The 17362-nt window shown below is 41.5% G+C and carries 7 protein-coding genes and 1 pseudogene; 3 read left to right on the top strand and 5 right to left on the bottom strand.

Annotation, left to right across the window (positions count from 1 at the left end; genetic code table 11):
- The first annotated feature begins 39 nt into the window (after positions 1–39).
- Positions 40–1986 (top strand): annotated as a pseudogene (locus D0T60_RS08375) (sialate O-acetylesterase).
- Positions 1987–2068: 82 nt separating this feature from the next.
- Here the strand turns inward: D0T60_RS08375 and pelA are convergent.
- From pelA to D0T60_RS08355, 4 genes are read right to left on the bottom strand one after another with little or no spacing between them, the layout of a single operon-like run.
- Positions 2069–3166: a pectate lyase gene (pelA, locus tag D0T60_RS08370; protein WP_163217715.1), complete on the bottom strand. Its 1098-nt coding sequence runs from the start codon at positions 3164–3166 to the stop codon at positions 2069–2071.
- A gap of 14 nt (positions 3167–3180) precedes the next feature.
- Complete coding sequence (locus D0T60_RS08365) at positions 3181–4500, bottom strand: TolC family protein (RefSeq protein ID WP_163217714.1); 1320 nt, start codon at positions 4498–4500, stop codon at positions 3181–3183.
- Positions 4497–7529, bottom strand: a complete 3033-nt coding sequence (locus tag D0T60_RS08360) for an efflux RND transporter permease subunit (protein WP_163217713.1) — start codon at positions 7527–7529, stop codon at positions 4497–4499. The genes D0T60_RS08365 and D0T60_RS08360 overlap by 4 nt, the downstream gene beginning before the upstream one ends.
- Positions 7530–7542: 13 nt before the next feature.
- Entirely contained in the window at positions 7543–8628 is a 1086-nt protein-coding gene (locus tag D0T60_RS08355; RefSeq protein WP_163217712.1) for an efflux RND transporter periplasmic adaptor subunit, read from the bottom strand.
- A 656-nt stretch (positions 8629–9284) separates the two neighbouring features.
- Here D0T60_RS08355 and D0T60_RS08350 point away from each other — a divergent pair.
- A complete protein-coding gene (locus tag D0T60_RS08350; protein ID WP_163217711.1) occupies positions 9285–10598 on the top strand; it encodes an AAA family ATPase in 1314 nt (437 codons plus the stop codon).
- Here the strand turns inward: D0T60_RS08350 and rsgA are convergent.
- Entirely contained in the window at positions 10595–11560 is a 966-nt protein-coding gene (gene rsgA / locus D0T60_RS08345) for a ribosome small subunit-dependent GTPase A (protein WP_163217710.1), read from the bottom strand. The two genes, D0T60_RS08350 and rsgA, sit on opposite strands and share 4 nt — an antisense overlap.
- Positions 11561–11603: 43 nt before the next feature.
- Here rsgA and D0T60_RS08340 point away from each other — a divergent pair, with 43 nt between their 5' ends.
- On the top strand, positions 11604–17210 hold the full coding sequence (locus D0T60_RS08340) for an alpha-2-macroglobulin (RefSeq protein ID WP_163217709.1): 5607 nt from the start codon (positions 11604–11606) through the stop codon (positions 17208–17210).
- Positions 17211–17362 lie beyond the last annotated feature (152 nt).

Genomic DNA, 17362 nt, shown 5'->3' with positions numbered 1-17362 from the left:
TACTTTTGTGCCTACTACAATTAATTATTAACTGGAAAAATGAAGAAATACCAATTAACACTCTTATTGCTTTGCTTAGCAAGCTTTGCACAAGCTAAAATTACATTGCCATCGTTCTTTACTAATAATATGGTAGTGCAACGGAATAGTACACTCACTATTCCCGGAAAAACAAAAGCCAATAAAAAGGTAACTGTTACGGTAAGTTGGAATAATGAAAAGTATATCACCAAGGCAGCCGCCGATGGCAGCTTTAAAATAGAAGTTCTTACTCCTGATGCGGGAGGTCCTTATCAGATTGCTCTTTCCGATGGAGAAAAGCTAACTCTAAAGAATATCATGGCAGGAGAAGTATGGATTTGCTCCGGACAATCAAACATGGAAATGCCTGTAGGCGGATGGGGTAAAGTAATGAACTATGAAAAAGAAATAAGTGATGCCAATTACCCCTCCATTCGTTTGTTGCAGGTGAAGAAGACCATTGCTTTTACTCCGCAGCAGAATGTAGAAATGAATATGGATGGTTGGCAGGAATGTAGTTCGGCTACTGTACCCGAATTTTCATCTGTTGCTTATTTCTACGCACGCAAATTGTGGGAGGAATTAAATGTCCCTATTGGTGTTATTGATTGTACGTGGGGAGGAACACCGGCTGAATCGTGGACCAGCCACCAAACCTTAAAGCAAGTGATGGGCTTTGAGGATAAAATGGCTCAAATGAGTAGCTTAGGATTTGACAGGGATAAGCTAATTGAAGCATATTACCGGGAAATGGAAGAATGGCGTGAGAAGATTTTCATTAATGATGCCGGATTCATAAATAAAGTACCTCAATGGACTTCTGCTTTGCAATCAGGCGAAGGATGGAACACCATGGAGCTACCAGGCTACTGGGAAAACAAAGGATTGAATTTTGATGGAACTGTTTGGTTTCAGAAGTCTGTAGAAATCCCCACAGAATGGGCAGGCAAAGAACTTACTCTTAGTTTGAGTATGATTGATGATGATGATGTTACCTACTTTAATGGTGAAGAGATCGGTAAAACCTCTGGTTGCTCTACCCTACGCAATTACAAAATTCCGGCAAGATTGGTGAAGGCCGGAAAAGGTATTATTACCGTACGTGCTATAGATTATGGAGGCGAAGGAGGTATACATGGAGATGCCCAAAACTTGTTTGTGGAAGCAAATGGAAAGAAAATTTCATTGGCAGGTAACTGGAATTATCATATAGGTGCGTCTATGAAGGAGGCTGGTGCCAGACCAGTTACTCCCGAATCTTATGGCTATCCAACTTCTTGCTATCCTACTGTTTTGTATAATGCTATGATACATCCTCTGACTGTATTCCCAATTAAAGGAGCTATCTGGTATCAAGGAGAGAATAATGTGGGGCATGATGTGCAGTACAGTATGCTCTTTCAGGCAATGATTACGGACTGACGAAGAGCATGGAAGCAAGATTTCTCTTTCTACTTTGTGCAGTTGGCTAATTATTTGAAACCGGAGGAGGTACAACCGGATTCTAAATGGGCAGCTCTTCGCGAGGCACAATCACATTCATTGCATCTGCCTAATACAGGTATGGCGTGTGCTATTGATCTTGGTGAAGCTTATGATATCCACCCGAAGAACAAACAGGAAGTAGGTAGACGGTTGGCGCAAGTATCTTTGGCTAATACCTATAAGAAGGGTACCTATAACGTTCCGACTTATGTAGGTTATCGCATTTCTGGGCGTACACTGATTCTTAGTTTTGATCGGGAAGTAGTAGCTAAGGACGGTGACCCCAAAGGATTTATTCTGGCAGGACCGGATGGAAAATATCATCCCGCAAAAGCCTCTATTCAAGGAAAAGAAGTGATTCTACAGGCAGATGAGGTAGAAATACCTACTGCGGCATGTTATGCATGGGCAGATAATCCGGTATGTAATTTGTATGGTACAAGCGGACTTCCTGTGGTTCCTTTCCGAACAAGAAAGTAATCAGGAATTGTGAAACAAACAGGGTAGGGCTGTTAGTGCTTAACAACCCTACCCTGCAAACATATTGGTTAGTAGCAATTATTTATTTTTTTTTCTCTTTTCTCTTCTTCCATTGCGCATACTTCTTGAATACTTTCAATCCATCATGATTATACCAGGAGTAGCCGTTTCTTCTTTCATGACCAATCTGGGCTATGGAGTAAACCCTCTTTCCATCCCTGTCGCAAAAGAAAGGTCGGTTGGTTTCAAGATCGTAGAAGCGTGCCCAAAGTGGATCGCAATCTATGCAAGGTACCATCTTATAATCTTTCTTACCTTCTTTGTTGGTAAAGAATTCTTTTTTAATACCTTCTATCTTTACTTTCTCGAACCATTTAACTGCACCTTCTATCGAATTGATGATTTCTTGTGAAGGGTTGGGTAATGACATCAATAAGATAACAACCTCATCAGACTCCTGTCCGCTTAAAGACGGAAGCTCATAAGCACGGGCTTTGGTAGGTTGCAAGGTAATATGATCGTGTTGAGCACACCATACGGTAAGTTCTCCGTTTTGTTTTACCTGTGTTTTTAAGATACATTCTACACCCTTATCGAAGGCTTTGCGGGCTTTGGTGCAATATTCTTCCGGAGCAAAGGTGAACGGTGCTTTTTGTTCGTAAACCAAACGAAGCAGATTCATTACATTAATCATTGCATTGTCATTGTAAGTGATTTCGATGTAATAACCTTTGGGCCTTGGGTAGAATTGAGGCCATCCACCATTGTCGTACTGTGCATCGAAGAGATATTGCAAACCTTTGAGTGCAGCGTCTTTATATTTTTCGTTAAAAGTGGCGTTGTACATTTTGGCTAAGTAAACAATCTCTGTAGTAGTAGCATTATTGTCGATAGTGCTTTCATTTACTTTGTCTTTATGGGCAAGTGCATCTTCTCTTTCTGCTTCGGTGAGTTCGGCAGGTATATAGATGTTCTTCGGCCATCCGCCGGTGGTTTGCTGATAGAGCAATACATTCTCGGCAATTCGTTTGGCTTCTTCCGTTTTAAAGAACTCTTCGGACAATGACCTGGCCACCTTGTACCATTCTTTGTAAGAGCTTTTGTCTTTGTAAGATACTTCCTGACTCATGCAGGCTAAAGTGAAGGCTACCAATAAGCATGATAATAACAATCTTCTCATAACTGTTTTTTTATTTATTCTAAATAGTTAATTACTTTTCCGCTGATTTGCATTAAGGAGATTTCGCACAACTTGGTATTGTATGCAGCCGTCAGGATACGTTCCTCTGCATCCAGCAAGCTCTTTTGGGCTTCGCGCATTTCGAAGCCGGAAAGATCTCCTAACATATACCGATCCATAGCAATTGTATGGTTTTCTTTGGCTGCAATCAGGTTCTCCTGCTCAAGCTTTAATACCTCGATATTGTTTTGATAGGCTTGCCATAAGTTGGCCATGTCTGCTTGCAAATTTAGTTCCAGTTGTTGGCGTTGTAAGCGCGCGTTCTCTATGGCTATTCGTGCGTTTTTTCTCTCTCTGCTTCTGTTGCCATCAAAGAGGTTGATGCCAACGGTTACTCCGCCGTTGAATCCCCAATTGCTTCGTTGTTTGTTGGCAGCTATATCATATTTATATAAGGTATATCCGTAACCGGAATTGAGCCTTAAATAAGGATAGTTGCGAGCGTTTACGATTTTCTGATCTAACTGAGCCAGCATATTGTTTTGTTCCGCTTTAATGAGGGATGCATTGGTGTTCATGGTTCCTTCCCAAAGATCGTTGTAAATCAAGGTCATGTTTACATCAATGGCAGAATCCGGAACGAAGAACATTTCATCTACATTATGATTGGCCATTAACTCATTCAGGGTGATGCGCGAAGTGTTCAGCAACTCCTGTTGTTTCATATATTGAGAACTGTCGGCGTTAAAATCCACGCGTGCTTGTTGCAAGTCCAAACGCGAGAAACTACCTATATTATAGCGAGCTTCCACAATGCGCACACGCTCTTTGGAGAGGGATACGGCATACTTTAAGTTCTTCAAGCGAATCTTTTGCTGAATATGGTTATAGTATTCGGCAGTTAGGTTGGCAATGAAGTCTTCAACGGCGATGCGAGTATTGGTTTCTCCTTGTTTCTCCAATTCTTTCAGGCGTTGATAGTTGGTAGAAATCTTAAAGCCATCAAATATGGTCCAGTTTAAAGCAAGCCCTGCATTGAATGTCTGATCGAATACGCCACTATCTTTGGCCTTCTCGCCGGTGGCTCGAACAGTGGTTTCGGTATTGTCTATGGTGGCTTTGTAGCTTCCCGTCAGATCGAGTGTAGGCAGGAAACCTGCATTGGCAAGCGTAGCATTGTTTTTATTGACTTGTTCTTCATTGCGACTGATGCGGATGGAGTAGTTATTTGCTAATCCGGTTTCAAGGCACGACTTTAATGTATATGTTTGCTGTGCATTGACAATACCCGGCAAACAGATAAGCAAGCATATATATAAGTAAATTCTTCTCATTTCTTTTCTTTATTTAGGCGATTGGTAGAAATGTAACTGTAAATAGCAGGTACAATATAAATTGTAAGGAAGGTGGATACCAACATCCCCCCAATTACAGAAACTCCCATGGATATACGCTGGTTGGCTCCTTCGGCAGAGGCAAATGCCAACGGCAGAAGTCCCAGCATAGTGGATATACTGGTCATAAGAATAGGGCGTAGTCGTTGCAAAGATGCTTCTTTAATAGCCGTAAACTTATCCATGCCGGCTTCTTGCTTCTGATTGGCGAACTCCACAATCAGAATACCATTCTTGGCAACCAACCCGATAAGCATAATAATACCAATTTGGCTGAATATGTTCATGGTAATTCCGCTGAACAACATAAATACCAATGCTCCGGCAATAGCCAACGGAACGGTAAGCATCACAATTAGCGGATCTTTGAAACTCTCGAACTGTGCAGCAAGAATCAAATAGATTAATACAATGGCAAGAACAAAGGCAAACATTAAACTCGAAGAGCTATCTCTGTACTCTTTAGAGTCTCCGGTAAGTGCTGTACGGAAGGTGTCATCCAGTACTTCTTTGGCTATTTTGTCCATTTCATCCAGCCCTTGACCAATGGTTTTTCCCTCTGCCAATCCGGCTGATATGGTAGCAGACACAAAACGGTTGTAACGATATAGTTGAGGCGGAGCAATGTCTTCATCAATCTGTATCAGGTTATCCATCTGGGTCATCTTTCCCCGGTCGCTACGTACATAGATGGAACGGAGGTCGGCCGGCTTATTGCGATCTTGCCGGTTGATTTCTCCCAGAATTTCGTATTGCTTCCCATTCATGTAAAAGTATCCCATGCGCTGTCCGCTTAGTCCGTATTGAAGTGTTTGGGCTATGCTGCGGGTGCTGATACCTAACATGTTGGCTTTCTCTCTATCTATGCTGATACGTGCTTCGGGTTTGCTGAATTTAAGATTCACATCGGCCATTCGGAATAGTTCACTCTCATTTACCCGTGCCATAAATTCGGGTAGTATTTTCTGTAAGCTTTCTATATTGGTGGCCTGAAGCACATATTGTACGGGCATACCACCTCGTCGCCCTCCGAAAGTGGTTTGTTGGCGAACGAATGCACGAGCCTTGGTTTTTGTTTGTACGGCTTTAGTTAATTTTTCTGCTACATCCATCTGGCTGTAGTCCCTGTCTTTCATATCTTCCAGCGATACCTGTATGTTTCCGCTACTGCTTGATACGCGTGCGGTAATGGTGCGAGCATCGGGTACTAAAGAGTCTACCAGTAAGTTAAGGTCTTCCACATAATCTCTCATATATTCGTAAGTAACTCCTTCGGAACCACTGGCGCTGATGGTAACCATAGAACGGTCTTCCAATGGAGCCATCTCGGCAGGAATCGTATTCCATAAATAGCCGATTAAGACGATAGTGATAAGAACAAGTGGAATAGCAATATATCTCTTTCGTAAAAATATAGCCAGGCTTTTACTGTATATACGATTCATTCCTTCGAAGAAAGGTTCTGTTTTATTGTATATCCAGTTCTTCTTTTCTTGTCTTTTCAATAATTTGGTAGCCAGCATGGGCGTAAAAGTCAATGCCACAAAAGAAGAGATAATAACAGAACCGGCAATTACCACACTAAACTCCCGGAAGAGTCGCCCGGTCATTCCTTCCATAAATACGATGGGGAAGAATACCGCCACCAAGGTAATGGTGGTAGAAACTACGGCAAAGAAAATTTCTTTGGCACCTTCGATGCCTGCTTCCTTGGGAACCATGCCGCGTTCTATACGGATGTAGATATTTTCCGTCATTACAATGGCGTCATCTACTACCAGCCCCACAGAAAGTACAATGGCTAACATGGACAGCACATTGATAGAGAATCCGGCCAAGTACATCACAAAGAATGCACCAACCAGTGATACCGGAATAACAATACATGGTACTAACGTAACACGCCAGTCTCGTAAGAACAGGAAGATAATGATGATAACCAGTACGAAGGCAACATAAACCGTTTCTTGTACCTCTTTGATAGAAGCACGGATGAATTTGGTATTGTCGAAACCGTAATTGGTGATTACATCTTCGGGAAGATCTTTTTTCATCATCTTCATGCGGTCATATACTGCATCGGCTATTTCGATATGGTTGGCACCCGGCTGTGGAATGACCACGACCCCAATCATTGGGATGCCGTTCATCTTCATGTAGCTTTTAAGATCTTGCGGGCCAAGCTCTGCTTCTCCGATATCGCTGAAACGAACAATGCGGTTATTACTTTCTTTCAATACTAAATTATTAAACTCTTCGGTAGTGCTCATTAACCCCAATGTACGGATGGTTAATTCGGTAGTATTTCCTTCGATCTTACCCGAAGGAAGTTCTACGTTTTCCCGGTCGACTGCATTCTTTACATCCATCGGAGTAACACCGTAGGCTGCCATTTTCATCGGATCGAGCCATAGACGCATAGAGTAACGCTTTTCTCCCCAAATAGATACCCCACTTACATTGGGGATGGTTTGGAGTTGCTCTTTTACGGTAAGGTCGGCTATCTCGCTTAATTCTAATAAAGAACGTTTGTCGCTTTGAATGGCCACCATCAGAATGGGTTGCGCATCTGCATCGGCTTTCGACACAATAGGAGGGTCGGTATCTCTCGGCAGATAACGCTGGGCACGAGATACTTTGTCGCGTACGTCATTGGCGGCCGTTTCAAGGTCGACCGAAAGTTCAAACTCAATGGTGATACGGCTTTGCCCCTGACTGCTGACGCTGGAAAGAGAACGTATGCCGGGAATCCCGTTGATGTTCTGTTCCAAAGGTTCGGTAATCTGGTTCTCAATTACATCGGCATTTGCTCCGGGGTACGAACAAGTTACGGAGATAATGGGGTTATCTACCGAAGGATATTCTCTTACTCCCAATGAGGTATATCCAATCATCCCGAAAAGGAGGATGATAAGGGTTAATACTGTAGCCAATACCGGTCGGCGTATACTTAATTCGGATATATTCATAAGGCTACAGTGGTTATTCTATTTCGTTTAAGATGACAGACAGTCCGGTACGTAATTGTAGTGTTCCCGAAGTGATTAAGGTATCGCCAAACTGTAATCCTTCCAATACTTGTACTAATGATTCGTTGCGTAATCCTTTAGTAATGGGTACAGGTTGTGCTTTGCCCGATTTGTAAAGGAATACTTTATCTACTCCTAATTCGGGGACAATGGCTTCGGATGGAATAGCGATGGCGTTATCGGCTTCCCACATTCTTATTTGTATGTTGGCGGTACGCCCGGGCTTAATGCGACCATTGCTGTTGGGGTAGATGGCTCTTACTGTAAAACTGAATGTGTTAGGATCAATCTTTGAATCGACAGCATAAACCTGCCCTTGATAAGTACCCAAATCGTTTTCCAGAGTGAAGCTTAACTTAGTGCCCGGTTTCAATTGGTTGGCATATTTCTCGGGTGCGTAGAATTCTATTTTTAAAGGAGTAACTTTGGTAAGAGTAGCAATGATGATGTTTGGAGAGGCATAAGATCCTTCACTAACATGTCTTAACCCTATAATTCCATCAAAAGGCGCCCTCAATTCGGTTAAATCAATGTTGGCCTTTATCAACTGAATGTCTGCATTCAGCATAGCCAGCTCCGTTTTTACCTGTTCGTAAGCTTCCTTACTAACGGCATCTTTTTCCAGCAGAGCCTTCTGGCGATATACTCTATCTTCTGCAAGCTGTATTTGAGCTTGTAATCTTATAAGTTGAGCTTGTAGCGGAGCATCGTTTACCTTAGCCAATAATTGCCCTTTTCTTACAGCTGTACCTTCCGTGAAATATATATTGGTGATAAGTCCGGATGTTTGGAAAGCAAGATCTACCTCCTCATCGGGTAATAAAATACTCTTGGATTTGTAATCATCAACCAGCATTTGTGGCTTAATGACAACTGCGTTAACGTTTAATGATCTTCCTGCATTTCTTTGTCCGCTTGGTGGTGCAGGAGCTTCGTTTTGTTTATTTGTACTGGTTTTAGGTAAAAAACGGTAAAGGCCCAAACCCGTCAGACCAACAATAATAAGGATAATGATTCCCCATTTAACTCTTTTGTCCATGAATAGTTTTATTGTTTTTTTTAAAGATACAAAAATACACCTTTTGTTAGACTCGAGGAAACTCAAAAGGTTTAATGATATACAAAAGAATGATTGAAGAAAGGAAAAAAGGGTAGAGACGCGAAATTCATCAGTTACACAGGGAATTTTTTGCCAAAACCTAACGCACCTAACGCACTTGGGGGTTATCAGTCTAACCGTCAGTTATTTAGGGTGCGTTAGGTGGGCAAAAACACCTAACGCACCAATCACGCACCTAACGCGGCATTAAAATGTGTGGGTATGGAAAATATTTCACAATCAAGTTCCTTGTATTCGTGGCGAATGAATGTGTATACTAAAAAGAGGAAAGAAGTATTTGTAGAGTGTAGAATGATAGTTTGTTGCGAGAAAAAAGACCCGGGTCTTTCGGGTCAAAACACCCGGATGTTTTAGGGGGAAAGACCCGGGTGTTTTTAGCACATCGACATATAGATAGAAAGAAACGTTGGCAATAGATTAGAACTTTAGCCGATATGATGGGGAATTGTGTGGATAATCATTTTATAAATACTATCTTTGTTTAAGAAACTGTTTTGAATTTTAGGGATAATTTATTGTCGTTTCATAAAACTCAAAACCACATCTAAAAGATTTTCGGAATAAAAATCCTTGCTATGTCAACCAACAATAAGAATAAAGTTAAAGGTATTCCCTACGGGCTAAGTGATTATGCACGACTGGTGAAAGATAATTATTATTATGTAGACAAGACCCGGTTTATTCCTCTGATTGAAGAAGCCGCCTTGTATTTCTTTCTCATTCGTCCTCGACGTTTTGGTAAAACGTTGCTGGTGAATATGCTTGACTCTTATTATGATATAAATAATGCTGATCGTTTCGAAGAACTTTTTGGCGAACAATGGATATACAACCATCCTACCAATTTGCGAGCTAAATTCCTGATATTGCGCTTTAATTTTTCGGCTGTAGATTCGCGTCCCGAACGTTTGGAGGCATCTTTCGAAAGCCATTGCAACATGCGGTTCTTGGATTTCTGCAATCGCTACGAGCATCTTTTTAATCCCGGTTTTCGTGAGGAACTCAATAGCCTCACTATCTCTACCGATAAATTGGAGTACATCAATACACAAGCCGGAAGCTTGGGGTTACATATCTACCTCATTATTGATGAGTACGATAACTTTACAAACAGTATTCTTGCTACCATTGGTAAAGATGCTTATACCCATACCACACATGGTGATGGATTTTTTCGTTACTTCTTCAATGTACTTAAACTGATGACTTCTGAAAATGAGGCTGCTTTGCGACGTATGTTTATCACCGGAGTAAGTCCCATCACTTTGGATGATGTAACATCGGGCTTCAACATTGGCTCTAACTTTACTACCGACGCACAGTTTAACAATGTTGTGGGATTTTCAGAAATTGAACTTCGCCAAATGTTGGAATATTACCATTCTGCCGGCATGTTAGCTGTAACCCCCAACGAGATGATGGCCGAGATGAAGCCATGGTATGATAATTATAGTTTTGCTATGCGAAGTTTGGGCGGAGAAAGTATGTATAACTCCGACATGGTACTTTATTATATAAGTAATTACCTGCGTACAGGATATCCACCTGATGAGATGATCGACAAAAATATTCGTACCGATTATAATAAGTTACGGCATCTGATAAAAACAGACAGGAATCTTGGCTCCAACTTCTCTGTAGTGCGAGAAGTGGTAGAGAACGGTTATACCACCGCCATAATCAGCAATGGGTTTTCGGTAGAAGAGATGACTAATCCGCATAACTTCAAATCATTGCTCTACTATTTTGGGTTGCTGAGTATACAGGGTGTGGAGGCAGGAGAAGCTATACTTAGCATCCCCAATCATGTAGTGCGCGAACAGATGTATACTTACCTGATAGAAGGTTTTGCAGATGCCGACATTTCTGGAATGAGTGAGGAAGCTTAATACGCCGCCCTATACTTCCCTTCCTCCATATCTTCCAGAATATTCAGATAAGAAGTATATCTCGATTCGCTGATATAATATTTCTCTACTGCTTCGCGTACTGCACAGCCCGGTTCCTTTTGATGCGTACAATTATTAAAACGGCAATCTGCCGAAGTCTTGAATATTTCGGGGAAGTAATGCCCAATCTCTCCCTCATTCATGTCGAAAGTACCGAAACCTTTAATTCCCGGAGTATCAATGATATACCCGCCTTGAGGTAACTCAAACATTTCGGAGAAAGTGGTGGTGTGCATACCTTTCTTGTGATAAGAAGAAATTTCTGCCGTACGAACATTCACATCCGGAAGAATCTTATTAATAAGTGTGGACTTACCAACCCCCGAATGTCCCGAGAATAGGGTTACTTTATGCGCTAAATCTTCTCGAACAGCCTCTATTCCTTCATTGTTGAGTGCCGATATTTTAAAACAAGGATAACCTATGTGAGTATAAAGAGAGATAAGCGCTTCCATATATCGTAACTCATCTTCATCGTAACGGTCTATCTTGTTAAAGATTAATTTAACAGGGATGCGATATGCCTCTGCCGAAGCCAGAAAACGATCGATAAAAGTAGTACTCGTTTCCGGGTAGTTGATGGTAACTATCAACATGCACAGATCCAGATTGGCAGCCAGAATGTGCGATTGTTTCGATAAATTGGAAGAACGACGGATAATATAATTCTTCCGATCTTCTATCTCAACGATAAAAGCAGTCCCCTCCTGATTCGGAATAATGTGAACATGATCGCCCACAGCCACGGGGTTGGTACTCTTAATCTCTTTCAGGCGAAAGTTGCCTTTGATTTTGCAATCAATCACTTCGCCCTCAACGGTTTTAACCTGATACCAACTGCCCGTATTTTTTATAACGGTTCCTTGCTTTGATATTTCGCTTATTTTGTTTTCCTTTGTCATACGATCCATATTCTATGGCAAAAATAATTAAATAAAAACAATAATGAGAACGTACACAAACATTCTTCACTTCTTAAGATGCGCTTTTGCATTTATTCTTGTATTTTTTATACATTCCTGTAAACAAGAAGTTACCGAAGAAATCATTCCTTCCAATGAATATGCTCCTTATATAAGTGCATATACGGGTGGGGGAATCAGTCAAAATTCAACCATTCGTATAGAGTTTGCCAAAGAGCAACCCAACGTGGAGTTGAATACGGAACTGAAAGGGAAATTCTTTTCCTTTACACCCTCGTTGAAGGGTAAAGCCTATTGGATCAATAGTAATACGATTGAGTTCGTTCCCGAAGAAGACGCACTAAAGCCCGGTACGCTTTATAAATGTTCTTTTCGGTTGGGCGATTTTGTGGAAGTTCCCAAAGATTTACGCAAATTCGAGTTTACCTTTCAGGTAGTTAAACGCGATTTTGCGATGAATATGCAATCATTGTCTATTCAGGCATCTTCTTCGGAGTCAGTGTCGGTAAAAGGAGAACTGCGGTTTAGCGATTTGGTAACAATTACCAAAGAAGATGTTGACAAGATGATTAAAGTAAGTACAACAAACAATCAAAAACTTACTGCCAAAGTAACACCTACCAGCAGTCCGCTTTATTTTGAGTTTACAATTGATGATATCAAAAAGGAAGCAGAGAACTTCAGAATTAAGATAGAAGTAGATGGCAGCACTTTGGGTGTAGATAAAAAGATCAGTAGAGAAATAACCATCCCGGCCAAAGACCGTTTCCTCTTTCTGTCTGCCGAGCGTGTGTACGAACCGGAGAATGGAATAGAAGTTACCTTTTCCGAATCAGTATCTACCTCTCAGAACCTAAAAGGATTAATTACTGTAGAGGGTGCTTCCAATGTTCGCCTTCAACCTAAAGATAATAAAGTGAATGTGTTCTTCGATCCTCCCAAAGGCGGATCTGTGACACTTAAGATACATGCCGGAATCCGCAGCACCAATGACAAGAGGTTGGAAAAAGAAGAAACCATTCAGTTTGTGGAAAAAGCAGAGAAACCTCAGGTAGAACTACTGGCAAAAGGTACCATACTGCCCGATTCTAAGAACCTGATTATTCCTTTCCGTGCAGTAAGTCTGCATGCGGTAGACTTAAGTGTTATCCGTATTTACGAAAGCAATGTATTGATGTTTCTGCAAGACAATAGCTTGAGTACAGCAAGTGAGTTGAGGCGTTCCGGGCGATTGGTGTACAAAAAAACGTTGCATCTAAGCAATGAAAAAAACGTAACCCATTGGCAAGACTACTCCATTGATTTAAGCGGACTGGTAGCACAAGAGCCCGGAGCCATTTACCGGATTATGCTATCATTTAAAGAAGAATATTCCGCTTACCCTTGCGATGGAGACGATGCCAAACCTGCAACGGAAGCATCGGAAAAGCAAATGAATCGTATCTTAACCGTTGGGCAAGAAGAGCTGGACGATTCGGAATGGGATACACCAAGTACCTACTATAACCCGGAATACGAAGGGTATGATTGGAACATATATGAATGGGAAGAAAGAGAAAATCCTTGCCATCCTTCTTATTATATGAATTCGGAACACAAGGTGTCTTGCAATGTATTGGCCAGCGATTTAGGGTTGATTGTAAAAGCAAACTCAACCAATAAACTATGGGTAACAGTTAACAACATAGTAGATACCAACCCCATAGAAGGAGCCGATGTAATTGCTTATAATTTCCAGCTTCAACCCATTGGTACAAGTAAAACAGATGCCAACGGATTCGGAGTGATTGACTTGAAAGGGAAACCTTTTGTGGTGGTAGCATCTAAAGACAAACAAAAAACATACCTCAAAATTGTAGATGGCGAAGAGAACTCCGTCAGCCGCTTTAATACAGGTGGAAAAGTACTGGAGAAAGGCTTGAAAGGCTATATCTATGGCGAGCGCGGAGTATGGCGACCGGGAGATACCTTACATGTTTCTTTTGTGTTGGAAGATCGCGAGAAGAGAATTTCGGATAAACATCCTGTATCCATCGAATTGTATAACCCCAGAGGACAATTCTACGATAAACAAATCTCTACTAAGGGAGTCAACGGATTCTATAGTTTCCGTATTCCTACAAAACAGGAAGATCCAACCGGGTTATGGAGCGCTTATGTAAAGGTAGGAGGAAGTTCCTTCTATAAATCATTACGCATTGAAACCATTAAACCTAACCGTTTAAAGATTAACCTGAAGTTTCCAAATGATATTATTAAGGCAACCAAAGGTAATTTCGAAGCTAACTTATTTTCTTCTTGGCTTACAGGTGCCACGGCTTCCAATCTGAAAGCCGATATAGAAATGAGATTGACAAAAGTACATACACAGTTTTCGGACTACAGTCAATATAATTTCAATAATCCTGCCACGAATTTCAGTACCAATACGATGGAGATATTTGATGGGAAATTGGATGAAAGCGGAAATGCGACCTTCGATTTTAGTGTGCCCGAAGCAGAAGATGCTCCCGGAATGTTGAATGCTAATATTACCACCCGTGTGTATGAACCGGGCGGAGATGCCAGTATAAATACCATGAGTGTGCCTTTTTCTCCTTATGATGCTTATGTGGGAGTTAATCTGAATCAACCAAGTGGAAGATGGCTGGAAACAGATCAGGATCATGTTTTTGATGTAGTAACAGTTAATTCCGAAGGAAAACCGGTGAACCGTTCCAACCTTCAATATAAGGTGTATCGCATCAGTTGGAGTTGGTGGTGGGAAAGAAGCAGTGAGTCTTTTGCTTCTTATATAAATAATTCGTCTTATACCCCGGTTGCGGAAGGAAAGCTCCGGACTGTGAATGGAAAAGGAGAATTTAAACTTCGTATCAATTATCCGGAGTGGGGACGTTACTTGGTGTATGTGAAAGATGTGGATGGCGGACATGCTACCGGAGGTACTGTGTACATTGACTGGCCGGAATACAGAGGACGTTCCAATAAGTCGGATCCAAGTGGAGTAACCATGTTAACTTTCTCTCTCGACAAAGAATCTTATGAGGTAGGAGAGACGGCAACAGCCACCATCCCGGCTTCTTCTAACGGAAGAGCTCTGATTGCTATAGAAAACGGAACTTCCGTATTGCATCGGGAGTGGGTGAATGTAACTGCCGGTAACGATACCAAATATCAATTTAAGGTAACGCCCGAAATGGCGCCGAATGTATACTTGCATCTAACGTTGTTGCAACCACATGCTCAAACCATTAATGACTTACCTATCCGTATGTATGGAGTGGAACCGGTGTTTGTAACCAATAAGGAAACCATACTGGAACCCAAAATTGATATGCCCGACGTGCTGCGTCCGGAAGAAGAATTCTCCGTAACAGTCAGCGAAAAGAAAGGCAAACCAATGACGTATACCTTGGCTATTGTTGATGAAGGTTTGCTCGACCTGACTAACTTTAAAACACCCAACCCTTGGGATGATTTTTATGCTCGCGAAGCGCTTGGTATTACTACTTGGGATATGTACGATCAGGTAATCGGTGCTTTCACCGGTAAGTATAGTTCACTGTTCGGAACAGGTGGCGACGAAGAAATGAGCGGTGCAAATACCAAAGCCAATCGTTTCCGCCCTGTAGTGAAATACCTGGGTCCCTTTACTGTAGGCCGTGGAGGAAGTAATACACATAAAGTGAAATTCCCCATGTATGTAGGTTCTGTACGTACCATGGTAGTGGCCGGTCAGGATGGTGCTTACGGAAGCGCAGAGAAAGCTACTCCTGTGCGTTCGCCGTTGATGATACTTTCTACATTACCTCGCGTATTAAGCACAGGAGAAGATATATTATTGCCGGTCAACGTATTTGCCATGGAAAATTCGGTGAAAGATGTAACCGTAGAAATCGAAACATCCGATAACCTGAAACTGACCGAAGGCAAAAAACAAAAGGTAAGCTTCTCTCAAACCGGAGACAAATTGGTGTACTTCCGTATAAAGACAGGCTTTGTTACCGGTAAAGAAATAGTGAAGATTACTGCTTCCGGTAACGGACACTCTACCAAAGAAACCATTGAAATAGATGTTCGCAACCCGAACCCAATGGTTACACTGAACCAGAGCAAATTGCTGAAAGCCAATGAAAGTGTGGAGCTAAGTTATGAAGTAGGCAATAACTCGAAAGATAATTGGGTAAATCTGGAGACTTCGAGGATTCCAAGCGTTGATTTAAGTCGTCGTTTCGATTATCTGTACTCTTATCAGCATTGCTGTACAGAGCAGTTAACATCCAAAGCATTGCCTTTATTGTTCATTTCTATGTTTAAAGATGTATCTGCCAAAGAACAGGAAGTTATAAAGAAGAATGTGCAGGAAGCCATTAAGAAATTATACGAACGCCAATTAAATAATGGAGGCTTTATGTATTGGCCGGGATATACCAATGCAAACGATTGGGTATCTACTTATGCCGGAATCTTCTTAGTAATGGCTTACGAGAAAGGCTTTGCCGTTAATCCGAATGTGATAAACAAATGGAAAGCTTATCAGCGGAATGTAGCAAAGAGTTGGACACCTTCGCAACGAACAGAAAAGCGTTATTATTGGGAGTCGGACTACCAACAGGCTTATCGCCTTTATTCGTTGGCCCTTGCGGGAGCTGCCGAACAAGGAGCTATGAACCGTTTAAAAGAAGTAACTAACCTGCCTTTACAAGCAAAATGGAGACTTGCGGCTGCTTATGCCTTGAGTGGTAAAATGAATGTAGCTAATGAACTGGTATTTAATATTGCCGCAACAGTGGAACCTTATCCTTCTTATAACAATGTATACGGATCTTATGATCGCGACGAGGCTATGATCTTAGAAACATTGGTGTTGATGGGACAAGATGAAAAAGCATTTGAGCAGGCGAAAAAGGTTTCAAAGAATCTTTCAGCTGCCAATTACTTTAGTACCCAATCCACAGCTTATTCATTGATGGCAATGGGAATGTTGGCAGAGAAGTTATCCGGCTCTATCGACTTTGAATGGACATTGAACGGAAAGAAACAAACTTCCGTGCAATCCAAACGGGCTGTATATCAAACGGCTATCCCTACCTCTCCGTTGAAGGGAAAAGTAGTTCTGAAAAATCAGGGAGGCGGTGCCTTGTATGTTGATTTGATTTCGCGTACACAACTGGCAGTAGATACCTTGTCCGAAATAGCCAATAACCTGCGTCTGGAAGTACGTTATGTAGATATGGCCGGCAAAGCTTTTGCTATCGACAAGATTAAGCAAGGAGCTGACTTTAAGGCAATTGTGAAGATCTCCAATATCAGTGGAACAGAAGATTATAGGGATATTGCACTTACCCATATAATACCATCCGGATGGGAAATCTTCAATGAACGAATGGTAAGTGATTATGGTGGTGCAAGTTCCGGCTCAAGAGGAAACTTCGACTATCAGGATATTCGTGATGATCGTGTGCTTACTTATTTTGATTTGAGAAAGAATCAATATAAGGAGATTACCATACGTTTACAAGCTACTTACGCCGGAGAATTTGTTTTACCTGCTGTGCAGTGTGAGGCGATGTATGATATATCGGCGCAGGGCAGAACAAAGGCTGGAAGAGTAGTGGTGGAGCGGTAGTTAATTATTTTTGAACCACAGATTATCGCAGATTATGAAAATAAATTAGGTTTAAATAAAACCTAAAAACTCTGCGATAATCTGCGTTAATCTGTGGTTCAATATAATATTAAGTTATCATTAAAATATAAATGAGATTAACTCTCCGAAAT

This window comes from Bacteroides sp. 224, from assembly GCF_010500995.1.
Taxonomy (GTDB): Bacteria; Bacteroidota; Bacteroidia; order Bacteroidales; family Bacteroidaceae; genus Bacteroides.
Note: the sequence above shows the minus strand (reverse complement) of the source record. Positions and strands in the feature narration are given on the sequence as shown.

Bases quoted from the DNA above. Each gene is read 5' to 3' on its own strand.
- pelA (WP_163217715.1), bottom strand. From the start codon at position 3,166: ATGAGAAGATTGTTATTATCATGCTTATTGGTAGCCTTCACTTTAGCC.
- D0T60_RS08365 (WP_163217714.1), bottom strand. From the start codon at position 4,500: ATGAGAAGAATTTACTTATATATATGCTTGCTTATCTGTTTGCCGGGT.
- D0T60_RS08360 (WP_163217713.1), bottom strand. From the start codon at position 7,529: ATGAATATATCCGAATTAAGTATACGCCGACCGGTATTGGCTACAGTA.
- D0T60_RS08355 (WP_163217712.1), bottom strand. From the start codon at position 8,628: ATGGACAAAAGAGTTAAATGGGGAATCATTATCCTTATTATTGTTGGT.
- D0T60_RS08350 (WP_163217711.1), top strand. From the start codon at position 9,285: ATGTCAACCAACAATAAGAATAAAGTTAAAGGTATTCCCTACGGGCTA.
- rsgA (WP_163217710.1), bottom strand. From the start codon at position 11,560: ATGACAAAGGAAAACAAAATAAGCGAAATATCAAAGCAAGGAACCGTT.
- D0T60_RS08340 (WP_163217709.1), top strand. From the start codon at position 11,604: ATGAGAACGTACACAAACATTCTTCACTTCTTAAGATGCGCTTTTGCA.